The 20,787-nt window shown below is 47.9% G+C and carries 25 protein-coding genes; 1 reads left to right on the top strand and 24 read right to left on the bottom strand.

The features are described from left to right. The 24 genes from KNP87_RS02260 to prsW form a co-directional block, all read right to left on the bottom strand. Positions 1–792 (bottom strand): menaquinol-cytochrome c reductase cytochrome b/c subunit, encoded by a 792-nt coding sequence (locus KNP87_RS02260; protein ID WP_026832711.1) that lies wholly within the window; start codon positions 790–792, stop codon positions 1–3. A gap of 40 nt (positions 793–832) precedes the next feature. After that, entirely contained in the window at positions 833–1,504 is a 672-nt protein-coding gene (gene qcrB / locus KNP87_RS02255; protein ID WP_012370658.1) for a menaquinol-cytochrome c reductase cytochrome b subunit, read from the bottom strand. Positions 1,505–1,507: 3 nt separating this feature from the next. Then, complete coding sequence (locus tag KNP87_RS02250; protein WP_012370659.1) at positions 1,508–2,014, bottom strand: ubiquinol-cytochrome c reductase iron-sulfur subunit; 507 nt, start codon at positions 2,012–2,014, stop codon at positions 1,508–1,510. A 104-nt stretch (positions 2,015–2,118) separates the two neighbouring features. After that, a complete protein-coding gene (locus tag KNP87_RS02245; protein WP_026832710.1) occupies positions 2,119–2,559 on the bottom strand; it encodes a DUF2487 family protein in 441 nt (146 codons plus the stop codon). Between the two features lie 189 nt (positions 2,560–2,748). Beyond that, on the bottom strand, positions 2,749–3,276 hold the full coding sequence (locus KNP87_RS02240; RefSeq protein ID WP_026832709.1) for a ReoY family proteolytic degradation factor: 528 nt from the start codon (positions 3,274–3,276) through the stop codon (positions 2,749–2,751). Positions 3,277–3,304: 28 nt separating this feature from the next. After that, complete coding sequence (locus KNP87_RS02235) at positions 3,305–4,567, bottom strand: tetratricopeptide repeat protein (RefSeq protein WP_026832708.1); 1,263 nt, start codon at positions 4,565–4,567, stop codon at positions 3,305–3,307. A gap of 58 nt (positions 4,568–4,625) precedes the next feature. Continuing rightward, the gene (aroA, locus tag KNP87_RS02230) at positions 4,626–5,870 is read right to left on the bottom strand and encodes a 3-phosphoshikimate 1-carboxyvinyltransferase (protein WP_026832707.1); all 1,245 of its coding nucleotides are present in this window, start codon (positions 5,868–5,870) and stop codon (positions 4,626–4,628) included. Continuing rightward, the gene (locus KNP87_RS02225; RefSeq protein WP_214720667.1) at positions 5,861–6,919 is read right to left on the bottom strand and encodes a 3-dehydroquinate synthase; all 1,059 of its coding nucleotides are present in this window, start codon (positions 6,917–6,919) and stop codon (positions 5,861–5,863) included. Before KNP87_RS02225 ends, aroA begins: the two co-directional genes overlap by 10 nt. Continuing rightward, positions 6,916–8,070, bottom strand: coding sequence for a chorismate synthase (gene aroC / locus KNP87_RS02220; protein ID WP_026832705.1), 1,155 nt, complete (start codon positions 8,068–8,070; stop codon positions 6,916–6,918). Before aroC ends, KNP87_RS02225 begins: the two co-directional genes overlap by 4 nt. A 21-nt stretch (positions 8,071–8,091) precedes the next feature. Further along, positions 8,092–8,865, bottom strand: coding sequence for a CheR family methyltransferase (locus tag KNP87_RS02215; RefSeq protein ID WP_026832704.1), 774 nt, complete (start codon positions 8,863–8,865; stop codon positions 8,092–8,094). 139 nt (positions 8,866–9,004) lie between these two features. Further along, the gene (gene ndk, locus KNP87_RS02210) at positions 9,005–9,421 is read right to left on the bottom strand and encodes a nucleoside-diphosphate kinase (RefSeq protein WP_026832703.1); all 417 of its coding nucleotides are present in this window, start codon (positions 9,419–9,421) and stop codon (positions 9,005–9,007) included. A 92-nt stretch (positions 9,422–9,513) separates the two neighbouring features. After that, positions 9,514–10,476: a polyprenyl synthetase family protein gene (locus KNP87_RS02205; protein WP_035387605.1), complete on the bottom strand. Its 963-nt coding sequence runs from the start codon at positions 10,474–10,476 to the stop codon at positions 9,514–9,516. A 1-nt stretch (position 10,477) separates the two neighbouring features. Then, entirely contained in the window at positions 10,478–11,185 is a 708-nt protein-coding gene (locus KNP87_RS02200; protein WP_119923159.1) for a demethylmenaquinone methyltransferase, read from the bottom strand. Positions 11,186–11,207: 22 nt separating this feature from the next. Continuing rightward, a complete protein-coding gene (locus KNP87_RS02195; RefSeq protein WP_026832700.1) occupies positions 11,208–11,786 on the bottom strand; it encodes a heptaprenyl diphosphate synthase component 1 in 579 nt (192 codons plus the stop codon). 142 nt (positions 11,787–11,928) lie between these two features. Next, positions 11,929–12,201 (bottom strand): HU family DNA-binding protein, encoded by a 273-nt coding sequence (locus KNP87_RS02190; protein ID WP_012370671.1) that lies wholly within the window; start codon positions 12,199–12,201, stop codon positions 11,929–11,931. An 85-nt stretch (positions 12,202–12,286) separates the two neighbouring features. After that, on the bottom strand, positions 12,287–13,021 hold the full coding sequence (locus KNP87_RS02185) for a hypothetical protein (protein WP_026832699.1): 735 nt from the start codon (positions 13,019–13,021) through the stop codon (positions 12,287–12,289). After that, entirely contained in the window at positions 13,018–13,194 is a 177-nt protein-coding gene (locus KNP87_RS02180; RefSeq protein WP_035387604.1) for a DUF2768 domain-containing protein, read from the bottom strand. Before KNP87_RS02180 ends, KNP87_RS02185 begins: the two co-directional genes overlap by 4 nt. A gap of 39 nt (positions 13,195–13,233) precedes the next feature. After that, positions 13,234–14,259 (bottom strand): NAD(P)H-dependent glycerol-3-phosphate dehydrogenase, encoded by a 1,026-nt coding sequence (locus tag KNP87_RS02175; protein WP_026832697.1) that lies wholly within the window; start codon positions 14,257–14,259, stop codon positions 13,234–13,236. 17 nt (positions 14,260–14,276) lie between these two features. Next, entirely contained in the window at positions 14,277–15,587 is a 1,311-nt protein-coding gene (der, locus tag KNP87_RS02170; protein ID WP_026832696.1) for a ribosome biogenesis GTPase Der, read from the bottom strand. A gap of 124 nt (positions 15,588–15,711) precedes the next feature. Then, positions 15,712–16,845, bottom strand: coding sequence for a 30S ribosomal protein S1 (gene rpsA, locus KNP87_RS02165; RefSeq protein WP_026832695.1), 1,134 nt, complete (start codon positions 16,843–16,845; stop codon positions 15,712–15,714). A gap of 93 nt (positions 16,846–16,938) precedes the next feature. Beyond that, a complete protein-coding gene (locus KNP87_RS02160; protein ID WP_026832694.1) occupies positions 16,939–17,538 on the bottom strand; it encodes a lysophospholipid acyltransferase family protein in 600 nt (199 codons plus the stop codon). Continuing rightward, positions 17,535–18,206 (bottom strand): (d)CMP kinase, encoded by a 672-nt coding sequence (cmk, locus tag KNP87_RS02155; protein WP_119923161.1) that lies wholly within the window; start codon positions 18,204–18,206, stop codon positions 17,535–17,537. The genes KNP87_RS02160 and cmk overlap by 4 nt, the downstream gene beginning before the upstream one ends. Before the next feature lie 77 nt (positions 18,207–18,283). After that, a complete protein-coding gene (locus tag KNP87_RS02150; protein ID WP_035387603.1) occupies positions 18,284–18,940 on the bottom strand; it encodes a flagellar brake protein in 657 nt (218 codons plus the stop codon). A gap of 25 nt (positions 18,941–18,965) precedes the next feature. Beyond that, on the bottom strand, positions 18,966–19,625 hold the full coding sequence (prsW, locus tag KNP87_RS02145) for a glutamic-type intramembrane protease PrsW (RefSeq protein WP_214720666.1): 660 nt from the start codon (positions 19,623–19,625) through the stop codon (positions 18,966–18,968). Positions 19,626–19,777: 152 nt separating this feature from the next. Between prsW and KNP87_RS02140 the strand changes: the two genes are divergently transcribed. Next, the gene (locus KNP87_RS02140; RefSeq protein WP_026832690.1) at positions 19,778–20,743 is read left to right on the top strand and encodes an asparaginase; all 966 of its coding nucleotides are present in this window, start codon (positions 19,778–19,780) and stop codon (positions 20,741–20,743) included. The last annotated feature ends 44 nt before the right edge of the window (positions 20,744–20,787 follow it).

The following is a 20,787-nucleotide window of genomic DNA, read 5'->3' as shown; positions in this document are numbered from 1 at the left end:
TTATTTATTGTTCTCTCCGCCTTCACCGTAAGAAGCGATGAATTTAGCGAGTTCTTTACGATCTGCATCTGAACCTTTGTATTGTCCAGCAGGCATCGATCCGATCCCTTTATCTGCAATCTCATAAATTTCTTCTTCTGTCTTTTGGGTACCGACGAGGGCCGGAGCCGCTGCTCCACCTTCGAGGTTTTTCCCGTGACAGTTGACACATGACTGATTCGAGTAGATCTCGAATCCTTTAGCGGCCGTATCGATTTCCGGACCTTCGTTCATCGTCAACTCACCTTGTTTATGGATGGTATCCCAGTGTGTTGTTTGAACAGATTCCCATGTCAAGAAGACAATCGAGACGACTGCAAGAAGCATCATGCTGACTGCGATCGGACGTTTTGCCGGGCGACGTTCCAATCCTTGGTCAAGCCATGGCGCAACAAGAAGTGCTGTAAACGCTAGACCTGGAAGGATGACTGTTCCCATTAAAATGTACGGACCCGCTGCAAATTGGTATTTCAAGAGCTGATAGAGGAATAGGAAGTACCAGTCCGGAAGTGGAATGTACGACGTATTCGTCGGGTCAGCAATATTTTGAAGTGGTGCTGCTTCAACGATTGTCAAAGTCATGAAGCCGATCAAGAAGACCGCTCCTACCATCCATTCGCGAAGTAAGAAGTTTGGCCAGAACGCTTCCGTCCGACCTGGATATTCCGAATAGTCTTTTGACTTGTTCGGCATCCGGTTGTTGATCGACACCCGTGAATCGGTGACGAATTTCATTCCTTTACCACGATGCATCGTGTTCTCCCCCTTTTAGTTGTCTAAAGTAATTGTCGGTTTAAAGTGGTCCAGAGATCCCTTGTTTGCGGATCATCATGAAGTGGGCCCCGAGCAAGACGAACAATGCTGCAGGAAGGAAGAAGACGTGAATCGCAAAGAATCGAGCGATCGTACTTGCACCGACGATTTCTCCACCCGCGAGGAGTGTTTTTGCGATACCACCGATGACAGGAATACTTTCGGCAATTTGAATCGTAACTTTCGTTGCGAACAATGCTTTCATATCCCATGGCAACAAGTATCCTGTCAGACCGAGCGCTAAGACAACGAAGAATAACAGAACGCCGACGACCCAGTTCAATTCACGTGGTTTTTTGTATGAACCTGTGAAGAAGACACGTAATGTATGTAAGAACAACATTACGATGACGACAGATGCGCCCCAGTGGTGCATACCACGAACGATTTGACCGTGTGCTACTTCATTTTGAAGGTAGTAGACGGACGCATGCGCATTGATGATATCCGGTACGTAATACATCGTCAAAAACATTCCCGAAAGAATCTGAATGACGATCGTGAAGAACGTCAGCCCGCCAAAACAATAAACGAATGCGGAGAAGTTATGAGCCGGGTTAACGTGTTCTGGAACTTCATGATCAGCGATATCTCGCCAAAGCGGTGTAATGTCTACCCGCTCATCAATCCAATCATAAATTTTTTGCATCATCGCTTACGCACCTCTTTCGACTGGTTTACCTAAGTAAAGGAAACCATCTTTCTCTTGCATTTCATAGCCATCGAGCGGTTTCGTCGGAGGCGTACCTGGTACGTTGACGCCATCTTTCGTATAACGACCGAAGTGGCATGGGCAATAGAATTGTTCCGGGTGCGTCGGATCAGATCCGAAACTGACTTGGCAACCTAAGTGTTTACAAATCGGTGATAATGCTAAAATCTCACCTTTATCGTTTTTAAACACCCATGCAGACAATGTTTCTTCAAACTCATACCATGCATCCTGTGTTTGTTTCTTGAAGTCAACCCGTTTTGGTTCTGTCGTGATATCCGACAACTTCATTACTTTTACTTTATCGCCTGCCCCTGATTTCTTCAGGACTGGATCAACTGCGAAGTTGACCATCGGCATGACCATTGTCGCCGCCATAAAGCCGCCGACTCCAGTCAATGTATACGTCAAGAACTGACGACGTGTTACGTTAGACCCGTTTTGAGCCATCTCGATCCCCCCTCGTGATGTACGCTGTGCCCCAAGACCACAGTACTTCACACAAATTTCTCACATGGTAATAGTATCTTAATAAAATCATTGCGTCAACCGCTTCATAGCGCGGTCCAACGGTTTCCTAACTGCTCTAGGACTTGTCCGACAAAATTCCCGACCATCTGACCTTGTTGATCGCGACTCATCGTCTCAAGCGATAAACGCGGGACATAAATGATGTCCTCGACCGATGTCTCTTTCCACCGTAAATCGGCAGTAATGAACGTCACAAATCGAAATTGTTCGGCAGATGCCGCTTGCTCCCAACTGGTTAACTGATCGACTGACGGGACACCGATGTACGTCATCGGCGGGACGAGCATCGCTCGACCTGACAATTGCCGTTCGACTTCTGTCGCGACGGTCATCGTCATGTCTGCGCATTCTGCAAAAGCATGCATCGCTTCGTCAAATCCGACGGGAATCAATGGGACAATCAACGTATCGATGTACGCCTGTTCGTTTCTCGTCCTTTGAACATCGGATGGTTTGAAACGCAAGTCATTTCCCCCTTTCCTGTTCACATACAATTCGTCACATTTAATGTATCATATCCGCATTTATAACTGCTTGCCTAATGTGAACGTTTTATGAAATTCCATTCAATTTTTCTTCATATTTTACCCTTACTTTCAATTTCTCAAAAAACCCCCTTCTTGTTTTATGAAGGGGGCCATCATCTTCAATTCTTACAGTTGGCTGCGAATCAGACGCAATTCGTCCGAAAGGGACTGGAAGCGATTTTTATCACGGGCGTCAAGCGCCTCATCAATCAATCGGATCAGACGTTCTTCCTCCTGCCGGTTGACGGTCGCCGCAATAAAGTTCATCGCTTCGTCCACTAATTTCGGTTCGACGGCAACTTCTGGACGGAACGGATTTTCTTCCAACAAGGACAGGTACTCATCATCCATCATCATCCCTTGGAAATTCAGTTCGATATAAACGTCTTCATCCGTCAAGCGGATGTCGTGATAGGCTTTTTCGGGATCCGTTGTTTTGACTTCACCTTTTTTAAATAGAAAAGGGTCGGCATCAAATCCATATGTCGTGATGATCATCGCTTTTGGCGCAAACATGGCATTTTGAACAAAATGAACACGATCCAGCTTCGATTCATTACGAAGCCAATAATCAATGATCCATTTCGATTCCCGACGTTTCAACGTATAATAGGTCAAGATGCGGCGCAAGAAACGCTGCTTTCTCTCTGTCATCTCAATCCTACTCCCTTCTCCCGTGAAGTCATCCATCCATTCGTTCGACATAGTCGACTAAATCTGCATCTTCTGGTGTCAAGCCTGCCGCTCGACGTAACAACGTCTGTCCTTCTTCACGGCGCCCTTCTTCTACTAAGGCATACCCGTATTCTTTCAAGAACAACGCATCGTCCGCAAAGGCAGACTCGACTTGTGCATATTTCTCCATCGCGTTTGTATATTCCTCTAACGCATAAAGGGAACGGGCCCGGTACCACGTCAAAATCGGAGCCGTGACATGTTCTTCGATGGCGGAAATCGTCTCAAGCGTCGCTTCATGATCTTCATCCTCAGCCAGTAACGCCAGTAACCGTTCAGCGGCGAGCAAGGATTCCGGATTCAGGGCGAGTGCCTCACGTAATGCTTTCACACTGCCTTCGCGATCACCAAGCTTCAACAAGAACAGGGCTTCCATCGTCCGCAATTCATCGTTGTAGTCATCACGCTCGATCCCTTGTTTGATGACGTTTAACGCTTCCTTCGTCAAGCCGAGTTCCGACTGGCTCTCCGCATACGGTACATACGCCGACGTGTAGTCCGGATCTTGTGCGATCAACTGTTTGAACGTCTCGACCGCTTTTTGGTGCTGACCGACCCGGTGTGCAGTCATCGCAAGACCAAACAGCGTATGCAGATCGGAGCGTTCAGCGACGGCACGTTCATACAGCGGAATTGCCTCTTCGAATTCTCCGATCATCGCCAATGACTCTGCGTAGAGCGCATCAAGCGGCAATTCTTCCCGGAGAACAGGATTGGCTGCAATTTCAGCAAACAACGGAACCGCCTGATCAAAGGCGCCTAACGTCATGTACAATTCTGCCAGTCCATACGCGAGCAACGGCTCATCCGGTGCCAAATCCCGTGCTTCCTTCAATTTGGCTAACGCCACTTCATCCAGTCCTTGCGACTGGTAGAGATCCGCTAACAAAACCAATGTCCGCGGACCGTTTTCGATGTCGGATGTATCCACCTGCTCCAGGACGGTGATCGCTTCTTCTTCCCGATCCAAATCGATATAACATTCAGCGAGCAACAAGGCAACGCCGGCATTCCCTGAATAATCGACATACAGGGGCGCCAGTATGTCAACGGCACGATCGGATAACCCCAGTTCGATATAAAGATCCGCCACTGCCAGACGGTCTTCGTCTGTTCCTGTTTTCTCGAGTTGTTCCAGTGCCACCAAGGCTTCTGACGTGTGACCGTGTTCCAGGCTTTCGACTATCTGTTTTAATACGTCTTCATTCAAGGCAAACGCCTCACTTTCTACTATTTCAATTTCTATTGCACGGAGAGGTTTGCTTTGCTTATTGTTGTAAGGTCTTTAAATCATCATAAAACGTTGGGTAGCTGACTTCAACTACTTCATTCCCGAGCACTTGAATTTCCGGCTGTAATGTCGAAGCAATCGTCAACATCATCGCCAGACGATGGTCACCGGCACTGTCGACGGTCGCACCTGTCAACGGTGTCGGACCATCAATGATCATCCCGTCCGCCGTCGCTTCAATCGTCGCGCCGATCTGCCGGAGTGTCGTCACCACAGTTTCGATTCGGTCTGTTTCTTTGACCCGCAATTCCGCCGCATCCCGAATGATCGTCCGGCCGTCCGCTTGCGTCGCAAGGAGGGCAAGCAACGGAATTTCATCGATCAACGACGGGATTTGTTCGCCTTCAATCGTCACCGCCTGAAGCGATGTCGTCGCTAAGGTGACGTCTGCCGTTTCTTCTCCGGCCGTTTCTTGCCGGTTCGAAATTTCGACACTCGCTCCCATTTGACGTAACACTTGAAGAAAACCAATCCGCGTCGGGTTCATCAAAACATGTTCCGTCGTGATCGAACTGTCGTGCCCGAGTGTCGCAGCTGTCCACCAAAAAGCAGCCGAAGACGGATCGCCGGGAATATCGATCGTCGTCGCCTGCAGACGAGCCGGTCCCTGCAAGCGGATTTGCCGTCCGTGCTCCTGCTCTTGAATGGTGACTTCAACCCCAAACTTCGGCAACATTCGTTCTGTATGATCACGCGACAACACCGGTTCAATGACCGTCGTCTCTCCGGTCGCAAACAATCCAGCCAGCAGAACGGCACTCTTCACTTGCGCACTGGCAACCGGCAACGTGTAGCTTGTCCCGACTAAATGTTGCCCATGGATTGTCAACGGGGCATAGTTCCCCTCAATTGTCGCGCCAAGCGTCGCCAGGGGAACCGTAACCCGATCCATCGGACGTTTTTGCAACGAAGCGTCTCCCGTCAACGTATAGGTTTCCTGACCGCCCGCTAAGATACCGCTCAGTAAACGAATCGTCGTTCCCGAGTTCCCGCAATCGATGGTGGCCGCTTTTAACTGGTCCGTTCCTGTAATCTGAATATCTTGCTCCGTCCGTTCGACTCGAGCACCGATTGCCTCTACTGCTGCGAGAGAAGCCAGACAATCTGCTCCCATCAACGCATTCGTGATGACCGTCGTACCTTCTGCAATCCCACCCATTAAAAAGGCGCGATGCGTCATCGATTTATCACCTGGTACCTTGACTGTTCCTCTTAATCCCATTGTAAACACCTCACCGTTTGATCGTACGTATCACGTAACCGTGTTTCATCGATTTCTTCCAAGGTAAATGAATCCTGCCGTTGTAAGACAAATCGAATCGATGCATTGTTTTTTTTATCTCGTTTCATGAAATCCAAATAGACCTCGAATGGACGTCGTTTCGGTAACACCATTCCCAGTCGTCTCATCAGCTCAACCAGCTGTTCTGCCTGCCGTTCATTATCTTCCAACAACGACGCGAACACCAGACCAATTCCGATTGCTTCCCCATGGGATAAGCCGGGACTGACGTATTCGACCGCATGCCCGAATGTATGACCATAATTTAAGAAAGCACGGATGCCGCTTTCCCGCTCATCCTGTTCGACGATGCGTTGTTTGACGGCAATGCCTGATGCAAGCCAATCCTTCATCGGTAACTGTTTGACCGCCTCCAAGTCGAGCGCCAAAAGAGCTGGAGCAAACGACGGGCGAGCCAGAAAACCATGTTTGAGTAATTCAAAAAAACCGCTTCTCCATTCGCGGTCAGATAAAGTGTGTAAAAACGTCACGTCATATAAAACAGCAGACGGTTGATAAAATGCCCCCACTAAGTTCTTACCCCAACGTAGGTTTAATCCAACCTTCCCACCGACACTCGAATCATGGGCAAGCAAAGTCGTCGGAATTTGGACAAAGGGCACTCCCCGCAAAAAAGTTGCAGCAACGAACCCTGCCAAATCACCAATCATTCCTCCGCCGACTGCCAAAATCAAGGTGCGTCGTGTCGCTCCTTGTTTGACGCCGTCCTCGAGTAACGTTTGGTACACTGATAAAGACTTGCTTGTTTCTCCCGGCTCGACACGGCTGAGTAACCGTGTCTTCTCCGGAAAACATTGCTCCAGTTGTTCGTTTAACGTTGTGCCATGTAACGCCGCCACTGTTTGGTCGGTAATGATCCAAAATTGATCTGCCTCATGGGCTGCCGGCACTTCCGTCAACCGGTTGACGGCACCGGGTTCGATATATACCGTATAAGGACGGCTTGCCTGGATCTGCAGATGCGTCAAAAGAGACGCACCTCCTCCTGATAAGCCGCAAGACTTTGTTTCAGACGTTCGAGCGTCGAACTGCCAAACATCTCGAGCACTGCCCCCGCCACTTCCACCGCTACGACAGCTTCCAAGACGACGGCTGCCGCCGGAACGGCACAGGCATCACTGCGTTCGATTTGCGCAACAAACGGCTCTTTCGTCTCAATATCGACGGACTGAAGCGGACGATACAACGTCGGGATCGGCTTCATCGCCACTTGAACACGAATCGGCATCCCTGTCGACATACCACCTTCGATTCCCCCCAGATGATTCGTCTTGCGGAAGTATCCGGTCTCATCATGGAGAATCTCATCTTGGACCGTACTCCCTTTACGGCGCGCCAGGTCAAATCCGTCTCCGAATCCGACAGCCTTCATCGCATTGACACTGATGACCGCCCGGGCAATCCGGCTGTCGAGTTTCGTTTCATTTTGCGTAAACGAACCGATACCGGGAACAAGACCGGTCACGACGACCTCGACTTCTCCCCCTAACGTATCGCCATCTTTTTTGGCTTGATCGATCGCCTGCATCATGTGATCGGCTGCCGTACTGTCAGCGCAACGAACAGGAGAGGCTTCAATCGTCTCCCGGTGTTCCATCGGATTCACGACCGAAGCATCAACTCCGCCGATCGAACGGACGTGCGAGAAGACATCGACGCCGAGTTGATCGAGTAATTGTTTGGCGATTGCCCCAACGGCGACACGTGCTGCCGTTTCACGAGCGGATGAACGCTCCAGGACATCCCGCAAATCCCGGTGACCAAACTTTAATCCTCCGACGAGATCGGCATGTCCCGGTCTTGGTCGAGTCAACGTCCGCGGACGTTCCAGTTCTTCCGTCAACGGTTCAGCCTGCATGACTTGTGTCCAGTGTGTATGGTCTTTATTTTCAATGAACAGACTGATCGGTGCGCCTGTCGTATAGCCGTGCCGAATCCCACCACGGACGTCCACCGAATCCTGCTCGATTTGCATCCGTCGTCCTCGCCCGTATCCACCTTGACGTCGTTTCATTTCGCGTTGGATCTGTTCAAAATCGATCGTTAACCCAGAAGGAACACCTTCGATGATGACTGATAATCCTTTACCGTGTGATTCTCCTGCTGTCATGTAGCGCATATGTTCCATCCCTTCATCCGGTTAAATTTTTTCGTAGAAAAAGCTTTGGCGCATCTTCAGACCAAATCGTTCGGGTTGGAAAATTTGCTCCGTCCCGCCGACAAACAAAATGCCGCCCGGTTTCAGTGCCTCGACAAAAGAGCGGTAGACATGTGCTTTCGCTTCTTCCGTAAAATAAATCAAGACGTTACGACAAATAATGAGATCAAATCCCGTGTCGTAACGGTCGCCTAATAAATTATGTTTACTGAACCGAACAAGGCGTCTGATTTCCGGCACGACCTCAAACTGTTGGTCTTGTTCGATGAAGTATCGTTTTTTCCGGGATTCCACCACTTCGTTTAGCGCCGACGCTCCGTATCGGCCTTGCTTGGCTTTTTCAAGCACGATGTCATCTAGATCCGTTGCTTGAATCGTAAACTGAGCCGGATCCATTTTTTCGTTTAAAATCATCGCCAACGAATACGGTTCTTCTCCTGTTGAACACGCAGCACTCCACGTCCGGATCCTCCCGTGCGCCCGCGCTTGCAGCACTGGTAAGATATCTTGCTCCAACTGTTGCCACCGGATTGGATTGCGGAAAAACTCACTGACATTAATCGTCATCCGGTCTAAAAACTCTTCGTATAGTGTTGAACTTTTTTCCATCGCTTGCATATAAGACGCGAATGTACTGTGCCCTTTTTTATCACGTAATGCGGTTAATCGTCGTTTCATCTGTGCTTCTTTATATTGCCCTAAATCAATTCCTGATTTTTTTAAGAAACGTTGGATGAAAAGCTCATAATCTTGCATAATCCACCTCACAAATCCTCTCTCTGTCGGGTCACGCCTTACTTTGACCCATGTCTTGTTTTCTATTTTAGCATAAAGCCATTTCCTTTCCAAAAAACAAAAAAAACGATTGAGCACTGGCTCAACCGTTTTGATTCCATCATACGTTTAAAGGCTGTCCTTGAAACCAAAGACTGAGTTCACGCTCCGCGCTCTCAACACTATCAGAGCCATGGATGACGTTCTCACTCATCGTGTTGGCGAAGTCCCCACGAATCGTCCCCGGCATTGCTTCTGTTGGTTTTGTTTTCCCGATCATCATCCGTGAGACGGTGACGACGTCCGTACCTTCAACACGCAACGCAACGACCGGACCTGATGTCAAGAAAGTGACCAACTCTCCGAAAAATGGTTTTTCCGCATGTTCTGCATAGTGTGCTTGTGCCAATTCTTCCGTTGCCTGCATCATCTTCATCTCACGAATCACAAACCCCTTACGTTCGATGCGAGCAATGATTTCCCCGATCAATCCTCGTTCAACGCCGTCTGGTTTTACCATTAAGAATGTTTGCTCCATTACTAGTTCCCCCTATGAAATACAGATAAAAGCGCTTACATAGCTAGTTTACTGTGTAATGAGACGAGCGGCAAGAAATTTTTTACAGTTTTTCATCCTTTTCGTTTTCCCACATAACGAGCCACTTCTTCGAGGGAACGTTTGGCTGAAGATTTAGGGAGGTGATCGAGCCGGTGAATGGCCCGTTGGATATACAAGTCGACCGTTCGTTGCGTCCGCTCCAGGGCATCCGTTTGGTGAAGAAGCTCAAGCACTGGTGCTACTTCTTGATGCGTCGGCATCGACTGGATTTTCTGAAGTTCCTGAAAGAAACTTGGGTTTTCCGCTGCATAAAAAACAGGCAACGTCTTGTGTCCATGCCGCAAGTCCTCGGCGACCGGTTTCCCAAGTTCGGTCCGTTTCGCCGTAAAATCAAGCAAGTCATCTGCAATTTGAAAAGCCAGACCGATGTCACGTCCAAATTGACGTAAAGCTTTTGTATCTGCCGGCGAACAGTTGGCGACAATTGCCCCTAGATGACAGCTTGCTTCGATCAGGATCGCTGTTTTCCGTTCAATCCGCTTAATGTAGCGTTTAATGGATTGCTCCCAATCATACTGATCGTAAATCTGTTCGATTTCACCTTCACAGATTTCACGCATCGCATGGACCATCACTTGAACCAGTTCCGGTTTTCCGACTTCCCCGATCAGTTTGACGGCTTCTCCAAACAAATAATTACCGGAATAGAGTGCGACCTCTTCATCAAAATGTTGCATGACGGTCGGTTTACCCCGCCGTAGTTCCGCATCATCGATCACATCATCATGAACGAGAGAAGCCATATGAATCAATTCCAGGCTTGCCGCGACACGAACCAGTTCGTCACGGTTGGCTTGACCAAATTTAGAAGCAAGCAAGACGAATGCTGGTCGAATCCGCTTTCCACCTGCTTGCAACAACTGTTGGCCAGCGGCATCAATCGTCGGGTCATCGGAAGCGATGTGACTGACCAAAAAGCGATCGACGAGATTTACTTCTTTTGTTACATCACGATAAATTGAATGCAGTGACATCTCACCACTTCTTTCCGAGGTGCATCGCAGCCGCCCCACCTGCAAATGCTTTCACTTCAACTTGCATGAAACCGGCTTGTTCAAACAATTGCTTCAGTTCAACGCGGTCCAAGAACACTTCCGTTGATTCTTGCAACCAGTTGTATTGGTCATACGACTTCGCGAACAAACGGCCGACTTGTGGCATGATTTTGCCAAAGTAGAGCGAGTAGGCTTCTTTAAACAACGGCGCAGTTGGTTGGCTTGTCTCTAGACAAACGACTGTCCCGCCCGGTTTTAGCACACGATGCATCTCCTTGATGACTTGAAGGTAATCGGGAACATTACGTAACCCGAATCCGATTGTCACGTAGTCAAATGAATGATCGCCAAACGGCAACTCCATTGCGTTCCCATGAATCAGTTCAACATTCTTCATGCCAAGAGCTTCGACTTTATCGACGCCGACCTTCAGCATGTTCTCTGAAAAATCAAGACCTTTGATGACGCCGGTCGGTCCGGCTGCTTTTGCTAATTGAATCGTCCAATCCGCCGTTCCACAACATAAGTCGAGACATTTGGCTCCCGGAAAAACGTTCATCCGGCGCATCGTCTCTTTTCTCCATAATTTATGCAGGCGGAAGCTGATGATGGAATTCATTTGATCGTAATTGGTCGAAATTGATTGGAATACTTCATATACTTTTTTCTCTTTTTCTTGTGTCTGCACGCAGTTCACCCTTTCGAAGATATTACGCTACTGCCATCTGTTCCAGATGTGATAATAACAGTTGTTGCGCACTAGGATTCAATACCTGTGCCCGCTTCCGGATCAATCGTTGTCCCTGCTCGGTTAACCAGTCTTTGCCGCTGATTGCTGCCAACCCTTGAACAAGACCAAATTCTGCCGTCAACCAAAGCAAAACGTAGTCTTCGGTCGACACATAGTTTTCTTCATGAAGCGCACACTTTGCTTCATTGACACGCTGAACGGTTCGTCCCAGTGAAACAAGGGCCGTTTGAGGAAGAGACGCTAACTCCTCAAAAAAGTAACTCGAGAACAAATCACCTGCTAAGACAAGCAATTGCCGTTCTTTGGAGCCTCTTTTCGTTTCCCCGACACGTTCATGCAATAACAAGGCAACTTGCGCATGATGAACGCTCTTGACCAGCGATTGCCATGCGAACGTTTCATTTTGGGCGACATCGATCAACCAACTGATCTGTTCACGATCGATGGAAGGGAAATCCACATGTCGAGCCAATTGTGTTGTTTGTTTCGTAGTGAGTGCGGTGATCATTTCTTCCACGAGCAGCTCTTGATGATTCATGCTTTTACCCCCCGATCTCCAGTGCCATCTCGTTGATGGATGTTCTTCTTTTTTAATATACCATAATCAATCCCTTTTCTCGTCTCTCAATGCCCACAAAAAAAGCCGTCCGAGGAATTCCTCGAACGACTATGTAGCCGGATTACTTGACAGCATCTTTCAATGCTTTACCTGGTTTGAAAGCAGGTACTTTGCTTGCTGGGATTTCGATATCTTCTTTTGTACGTGGGTTGCGACCTTTACGAGCTGCGCGTTCACGGACTTCGAAGTTACCAAAGCCAATCAATTGGACTTTTTCTCCAGACTGAAGTGTCTCAGTAATCGATTCGAATGTTGATTCAACAACTTTCGTCACGTCTTTTTTAGTCAGACCTGATTTTTCGACAACTGCTTGAATGAGTTCAGTTTTGTTCATTACGTTCACCCCCTCCCAATCACTTCTTCGAGGCTAATCATAACTTATAAACGTTGATATTACAACATTTTCGTTAGAATTACCGTCAATTTTCTGATTCTTCGATCGATTCCTCAGAAAACACAGGTTCGCCTTTTTTGTTAATTGTATAGCTTTGAGAGTAAGCGGGAACAAAAGGTTGGTCATCATAGAGCAAATGACGAATATCTTGACCGACTTTCGGCTTTTTCTTCGCGGTTTGGACCGCTTTTTCGAGTTCAGGCAAATAGTTGATAAAGAGTTGCCCTTGTCCGTCTACATAGATCGAGAGCTGTTCATCCGAATAGGGACTCGGAACAGTCGGCTCTTCTTTAATAAACAGTTTTTTGTAGTCAAGCGTAAACTGATTTTTACCAATCGATCCTTTAAACGGATACTTCTCATTTTTCTTCCGGTACGTATCGATCCGGACCTGTAGTTTTTGAAGTTCCTCTGCTACAAGTAAATCCATCAACTTGACGGTCGGTTTTTGATCAACATCGACCAACAGATAAATAAAGGTTCCGCCACCTTCAAAGCTGTTCGGAGGCGGATCACTCATGTATCGAGGAATAAGACGACCGAGTTCGATCTGATACCGTTCCATCAACGGCGTATCGGCTTCCCGGGTTTTGATTGGCAAAACGCCTGTATCTTTTTGATAGGCTTCGACCGCAGTTTGGACCGTCCGAATTTGCTCCGGGTACGGAACACGATTCGACGGTTTTTGACTATCCGGGAATAAACAACCGGATAGCAGCATCACTGGGACGAGCATCAAGATAATCGCTATTTTTTTCATGCGCTTGGTCCTGCCATGACGATAAAGACCATGATGATCGACGCCACGATAAAACAAAGAAAGGCGAGAGTCGACATCAAAAACTGCCAAGCTCCGGATAACTTCGTTCGACTGATTGTCACCAATAAGACGCTGATGGCAAACAAACCGATCCCGGCAAACGAAATCCACATTTTTATTAATCCTGGACTCAAGGTTTCCACCCCACTCCGTTAATCTTTGATCGTAAACAGATGTTCAATCTCATTTTTTTGCGGACGACGCATCAGCTTCTGTACTTCTTCTGCCGGGGTATGCCCGTCAAACAAGACATGATAAAGTGCCGTCGTAATCGGTAATTCACATTGTTTGGTCTCCGCCAAATCATAAGCAGCCTGTGTCGCGCGAACACCTTCAACGACCATCCCCATGTTTTCAAGGACTGTTTCCAGCTTTTCACCACGACCAATCGCATTGCCTGCCCGCCAGTTTCGGCTGTGGACGGATGTACAAGTGACAATCAAATCACCCATGCCTGTCAGACCCGTGAAGGTCATCGGATTGGCGCCAAACAATGTACCAAGTCGAGCAATTTCAACCATCCCCCGGGTAATCAAAGCCGCTTTCGCATTATCGCCGTACCCGAGACCATCAGCCATACCGGCAGCTAAGGCAATGATATTTTTAAACGCTCCGCCTAGCTCAGCACCGATGATATCGGCATTCAGGTACACACGGAAATTGTCATTCGTAAATAATTCCTGGACACGTCCCGCTTCTTCCATATCAGTTGAAGCCACCGTCACCGTCGTCGGTTTACGTAATGCGACTTCCTCCGCATGCGAAGGTCCCGTCAAGACACAGATGGCCGAGCGTTTGGACGGATCAATTTCCGCCTCCATCAGTTCGGATAAACGCAAGTGTGTTTTTGGTTCAATCCCTTTGGACGCGTGAATCAATACGACCGGATCCGTCAACAAGCCATTTAATTGGCGGGAAACGGAACGAATCGCAGAAGAAGGGGTCACGATCAAAATATGCGACACCCCTGCAACTGCTTCTTTTAAATCGGTTGTGGCCCGGAGTGAAACCGGCAACGTCACACCTGGTAAGAACTGCGTATTTTCATGATTTTGATTAATGGCATCCACATTTTTTTGGTCGCGGCCATAGAGGACGACCTCATGACCGTTATCTGCTAAAACGAGCGAAAGTGCCGTTCCCCAACTCCCGGCTCCAATGACTGCGATTTTTTTCATCATGATTCACCTTGTCCTTATTGTTTTTGACGTGCCAGAATCCGAATCGGTGTTCCTGTAAAATCAAAGGCTTCACGTATCCGGTTATCCAGATAACGTTTATATGAGAAGTGCAATAATTCCGGATCGTTGACGAACAGAACGAACGTCGGTGGTCGTGATGCGACTTGAGTCGCGTAATTGATGCGTAAACGAACCCCTTTATCTGTTGGTGCAGGATTCATCGCTACTGCATCGACGATGACATCATTCAAGACACTTGTCTGAATCCGTTGTGCGTGACTCTTCGCCGCTTGTTTGATGACAGGAAGTAATGTCTGTAAACGACGTTTTGTTTTCGCCGAGACGAAAACGATCGGTGCATAATCCAGGAATCGGAATTCTTCGCGAATTTCTTCTTCCATTTTTTTCATCGTTTTATCATCTTTTTCGACAGCGTCCCATTTGTTGACGACGATGACGATTGCGCGTCCGGCTTCATGAGCATATCCTGCGACTTTTTTATCTTGTTCGATGATGCCTTCTTCGCCATCTAATACGACACAGACAACATCTGCCCGTTCGATTGCTTTTTGAGCCCGCATGACGCTGAATCGTTCTGTTGACTCATAGACTTTTCCGCGTTTACGCATACCGGCTGTATCAATGATGACGTACTCTTGTTCGTCCCGTGAAAACGGTGTATCGATCGCATCGCGTGTCGTACCGGCGATGCTTGAGACGATGACACGTTCTTCTCCGAGAATCGAATTCGTCATGCTTGATTTCCCGACGTTCGGACGTCCGACTAAAGCGAACTTAATAGTATCTTCATCGTATTCGATGTCTTCTTTATCCGGTGCCAGTTCCAAGACACGGTCAAGCATATCTCCAAGTCCGAGACCATGCGTTCCGGAAATTGGATACAAGTCGCCGAATCCTAACGAATAAAACTCATACATCAAATCCCGCATTTCAAAGTTATCGACTTTGTTGACCGCAATGACAACGGGTTTGTTTGAACGGAACAACATATTTGCGACTTCTTCATCCGCCGCCGTAATGCCTTCACGTCCGTTAACCATAAAAATAATTACGTCTGCTTCATCAATGGCGAGCTCCGCCTGATGACGCATCATTTGAAGTAGGGGCTCATCCCCGACTTCGATTCCACCTGTATCAATCAAATGAAAATGACGATTCAGCCATTCTCCAGTTCCGTATATACGGTCGCGGGTAACGCCTGGCTTGTCTTCTACGATCGAAACCCGATCTCCAATCACCCGGTTAAAAATCGTCGACTTTCCGATATTTGGGCGACCTACGATCGCCACTACTGGAATTGCCATCCCAACACCTTCTTTCTCTTCTCTCGCTTCATAGCCGTTCTATTGTATCAAATCAAGCGGTTTTATACCATATCTATCCGTAACATAAAAAAAGTGGACACGAATTGTGTCCACTTCCAATCGATTATTCTTTTGAATCTGATTCTTTTTCAGAGAGATCCGCAACCGAGAAGCCTTCATTTTGATCCGTGTACTGTGAATAATCATCTTCCGATGACTCTTCCTGTTCAAGCACCCGGGTCGAGAGGGAAATCTTATGCTCCGCAAGATGCACTTCAAGCACTTTCGCTTCAATCTCTTGCCCCTCTTCCAACACTTCTGACGGCGAACCGATGTGACGGTTTGCGATTTGAGAAATGTGGAGCAGTCCTTCGACTTGCGGTGCAAGTTCGACGAAAGCACCGAATTGGACAATCCGGCGGACACGCCCTTTGACGATATCACCGGCTTCGATTTTCCCTTCCATCTGTTGCCATGGACCGGGTTGCGTTTCCTTGATCGATAACTTGACCTTTTCCGTATCACGATCGACGCCGAGTACCTTCACTTCGACTTTTTGTCCTTCCGTGACGATATCAGACGGACGTTCGACGCGGTGGTGGGCCATCTCGGAAATATGCACCAACCCGTCGACACCGCCGATGTCGACAAAGGCACCAAAATCTGTCAGGCGTTGGACGGTTCCTTCTAAGACTTGACCCACTTCCAACTGTTCAAGTGTTTCTTTTTTCTTCGCGTTCAGTTCACCTTCGACCACAGCCTTGTGTGAAAGAATAACGCGATTTTTTTCTTGGTCTAACTCGACAACTTTGACTTCAATCGAACGACCGATATAATCAGAGAAATCTTCCACGTAATGCCGCTCTACGAGTGATGCCGGGATGAATCCACGAACGCCGATATCGACGACAAGTCCTCCTTTGACGATGTCCTTGACGACAACTTCAAAGATTTCACCCGATTCGTATTTCGCTTCGACTTTTCCCCATGCCTGCAAGGCATCGACTTCACGTTTTGAGACGACAACTTCCTCGTCTGTAATTTTCTTCACTTTTACTTGTAGTTCATCACCGACTTTTAACACACCTCGAATGTCTTCCAGATGGAGACTCGAAACTTCGCTGATCGGCAGGATTGCTTCTGTTTTATATCCGATATCAATGAGTGCTTGCTTGTCTTCAATTTTCACGACCATTCCGGTTACTACCTGGTCCCGATGAATTTCAAAATCAGGCATATCTTTCATTTCTTCGACCATTCCAACACAACCTCCTCACGATGAGTACAAGAAACGTATGAATACGTTTATCCTTCTTCTAACTTCTTACAATTCTGACTATTTGTCAAGGCATTACGCGTGATTGAAGTAGACGGTTTTGATTTCTTCTAAAATTCGTTCGGAAATCGCCTTCGCTGCGCCTCGTTGATCTCTTAAATCCGTAATATCAACGGGTTTGCCGACTACGACCCGCATGCGTCGAAACGGGCGATAATCGCCGATAATCGCGATCGGCAGAATGTGTGCCGGAGAGCGTAAGGCAAAAAATCCGACACCCGGTTGGGCAGAAGTAAACTCACCAGGAGCTGATCGGGTGCCTTCCGGGAAGATGCCGACCGTTTCGTCCGTGTTCAGTAATTCAATCGTCCGCTTTAAGGCTTGACGGTCACCTTGTCCACGCCCTACCGGATACGTACCTGCAGAAATCATGATCTGCTTCAAGACCGGAATTTTAAATAATTCTTCCTTCGCCATGTAACGGACGGAACGGCTCGTTGGAATCGCACTGACTAAAAAGACGGGATCCCAGTTCGAACTATGATTCGCACAGACCAACAACGATCCTTCTGTCGGAATGTTTTCCTTTCCCGTCACTTTTAAACGGAACACCGTTTTTGCGATGATGAGGACAATCAACCGGGCAAGTCGATAGACGAAGTCATTCCGTTTCATTGGAGGACACCTTCTACCAGTTCTGTCAGACGCGTCACGACTTGATCAATGTTCATTTCTGTCGTATCGAGATAAATCGCGTCTTCTGCTTGCTTCAAGGGAGAAACAGTCCGTTCGCTGTCCCGTTTATCACGTAAAGCGATGTCTGCTTGCAACGACGGCAAATCACTGTCCATGCCCCGCGCGATGTTTTCACGATGACGGCGACTAGCCCGTTCTTCGACGGATGCCGTCAAGAAGACTTTTAGTTCCGCATTCGGTAAAACAACTGTTCCGATATCACGACCGTCCATGACGATTCCGCCGCGTTCTGCTAATTTCCGCTGAGCCACGACAAGGGCCGTGCGGACTTCTGCTTGACGTGCAACAAACGATACGTTGTTCGTCACTTCGTTCGTCCGAATGGCTTCCGTGACTTCCCGTTCTCCGATGAAGACACGTTGTCCCTGATCCCCCGGTGTCAGACGAAGGTCAAGTGACTTCATCAGCTCACCAAGCGCTTGTCCGTCTTCTAAATTCAGGTTTTGTTCGAGTGCTGCCAGCGTGACCGCACGATACATCGCACCCGTATCGATATAGACATAATCCAGCTGTGCTGCCAACTGTTTCGCAATCGTACTTTTTCCGGCACCCGCAGGTCCGTCTAGGGCAATTTGAATGTTCTTCATGAGTAGATTCGTTCCTTCCGTGTTCACCATGTCACATGGTGTATAGTATCGACCGTTATCATAGCAAAAAAAAGGGCTCACGTGAATGGATTCGTGCCTCGTCGCGAATTTTTCATCTGCGCTTGGTAACAGTGCCGCAGGACAAGTTCGCGGCTCCGGTCATTGATTCGGGTAAATTGAAACGCCAGTTCATAACGCGTTTCCCTTGAATCGACGCGGACGAGCTCCGCCAAGACATCTACTGTATGGGTGGCACCGTCCCCTGTCGGTAACAAGAAGGTCAACTCCAGCTCTTGTTTGACATCAACCGGGACTTGGTTCGCTAAAACAAGAATTCCACCGGCCGATAAATCCAGTGTCACCGAGGTGAAGGGTTCAAACTCTGTCTTGTGCGGGTGGATCGCTACATCCAGCAGTTGCGGCACTCGGACAAATTGCCGGCGCTGGACGCGCTGAATCAATTCTTCACTCGGACGTTTCAGCGCATAACGTTGTCCCCGCAGCGGATCATTTTGGCGTTCGACGACCTCTGTTTCGAATCCGTATAATTTTCCTTTTTCTTTAAAAAAGTAAAAGGCGACTGGCTCATGATCCGATAAGATAAATGTTTTTAACGTCGAGACCTCACTTGGTGCCTCAATCCAAATCAGACGATTCGTCACAGCCGTCACTTTCGTCCGTCCTTGACGATCCTCTTGATTGGTTATCATTACTAAATCCCCGTTTTGTATCATGTCACTCTCTCCTAATTCATTCTATTCAATTGCTTTTTCTGTTATAACGCCGGTTCAATCGATTGGCACTTCGGATTTGGTACAATCCGATCGTCCATAAAATCACCATAAATAAAATCGGAATGATTGAAATGCCACCATTTTCCAATATTAACAAATTAAAGATTATATGTGCAATCATCGGTATTAAAATCGAGACTCCCAACCACCGGTAAGGGTGCGTCGAGAACTTGGCTTTCCCCATAAAAAATCCCATGATGACCGCAAATAAGGCATGTCCGGAAACCGGTAACAGCGCCCGGAAAATCATATGTTCGACCGTCCCGTTGACCATCAGGTAAAGAATGTTTTCCAGTGTGGCAAAACCCAGCGAACAGGCGACGGCATAAATGATTCCGTCATAGTAATCATTAAACCGTTGGTGGATATAGACCGTATAAAAAACAACGAACCATTTCGCAAATTCTTCCGTCACGGCTGACCGGATCAGTCGCACGGATTCGAGTCCCCCGAATTCACTTTGGATGATATAATCGATGAACATTAATGGAAAAACGAGTAAAATCCCGAAAATAAAACTTCGCAGGATATAACCGACCGGTTCCGATTCGTGTTCATGTCGTAAGTAGAAGTACGTCAACAATGCAATTCCTGGGGCGATTCCTGAGAAAACGATTGGTAACACGTCTCCTCCCCCTTCCTATTCTCTTAGAATAAAGGTTTCTCGCAGAAAAGAAAACCGCACCCATTGTATCTCTTAAAAAAAAGGGTACAATGTTAATGAAAATGAACGGAAAGAAGGTGAAGGTTTCCTGTCGACCCGACGGTGACCGCTTTATGAAAAAATTACTTTTGATTCACACTGGAGGAACGATCGCAATGGCTCAAAACCATTCCGGTCACGTTTTACCCAATGATATCAATCCACTGGATGCCTCACTGCCGCGGGCAACAGATATCGCCGACATCACGACACGACACTTTGCCAATCTTCCCTCTCCCCACATGACACCGGACATCATGCTCAGACTGGCGCACTTCATCAAAGATGAATTACAAGCCGGATACGACGGAGTCGTCATCACTCATGGTACGGATACGTTAGAGGAGACGGCATACTTTCTCCAAGTGACACTCGGTGCCCCGATTCCGATCGTGCTGACCGGCGCCATGCGTTCCTCAAATGAAGTGGGCTCAGACGGGGAATTCAATTTGATCACGGCACTTCGTGTTGCCGTCAGTGACGCAGCAAAAGGCAAAGGGGTACTCGTCGTATTCAACGGGGAAATTCATTCTGCCTTTAATGTCACGAAAACGCATACGTCTTCCGTCGATACTTTTAAATCGGTACATTTCGGGAACTTGGGGATGGTCACAAAAGACCATGTGTACTTGTTTAATACTCCGCTTCTAAAACCGACGCATATGGTGACGACGTTAAGCAAACGGGTCTCGGTCTTAAAAGTGTACGCCGGCATGGAACCCGATCTGCTGCTAGCCGTCGGCGAACTCGGTTACGACGGTCTTGTGCTGGAAGTACTTGGTCAAGGGAATGTTCCACCCGGCATCGTTGACGCCATTCGAACGTTGACGGAAAAAATGCCGATCGTGATCGTCAGCCGCTGTTTCAACGGCATCGTTCAGGATGTATACGGGTATGCCGGTGGCGGTCAACAGCTCAAGGAACTCGGTCTGATTTTTTCAAACGGTTTGAATTCGCAAAAAGCCCGCCTTAAATTAATGATCGAGCTTGAAATCGGTGCCACGCATCACGCGCTCGAAGAATCCTTCCGGGTCGAATAAATCACCGGTTTTTGTACAAAAGGGAGAGGCCTCCACTTGAACAG

Source organism: Exiguobacterium sp. s192 (genome assembly GCF_018618795.1).
GTDB lineage: Bacteria > Bacillota > Bacilli > Exiguobacteriales > Exiguobacteriaceae > Exiguobacterium_A > Exiguobacterium_A undae.
Note: the sequence above shows the minus strand (reverse complement) of the source record. Positions and strands in the feature narration are given on the sequence as shown.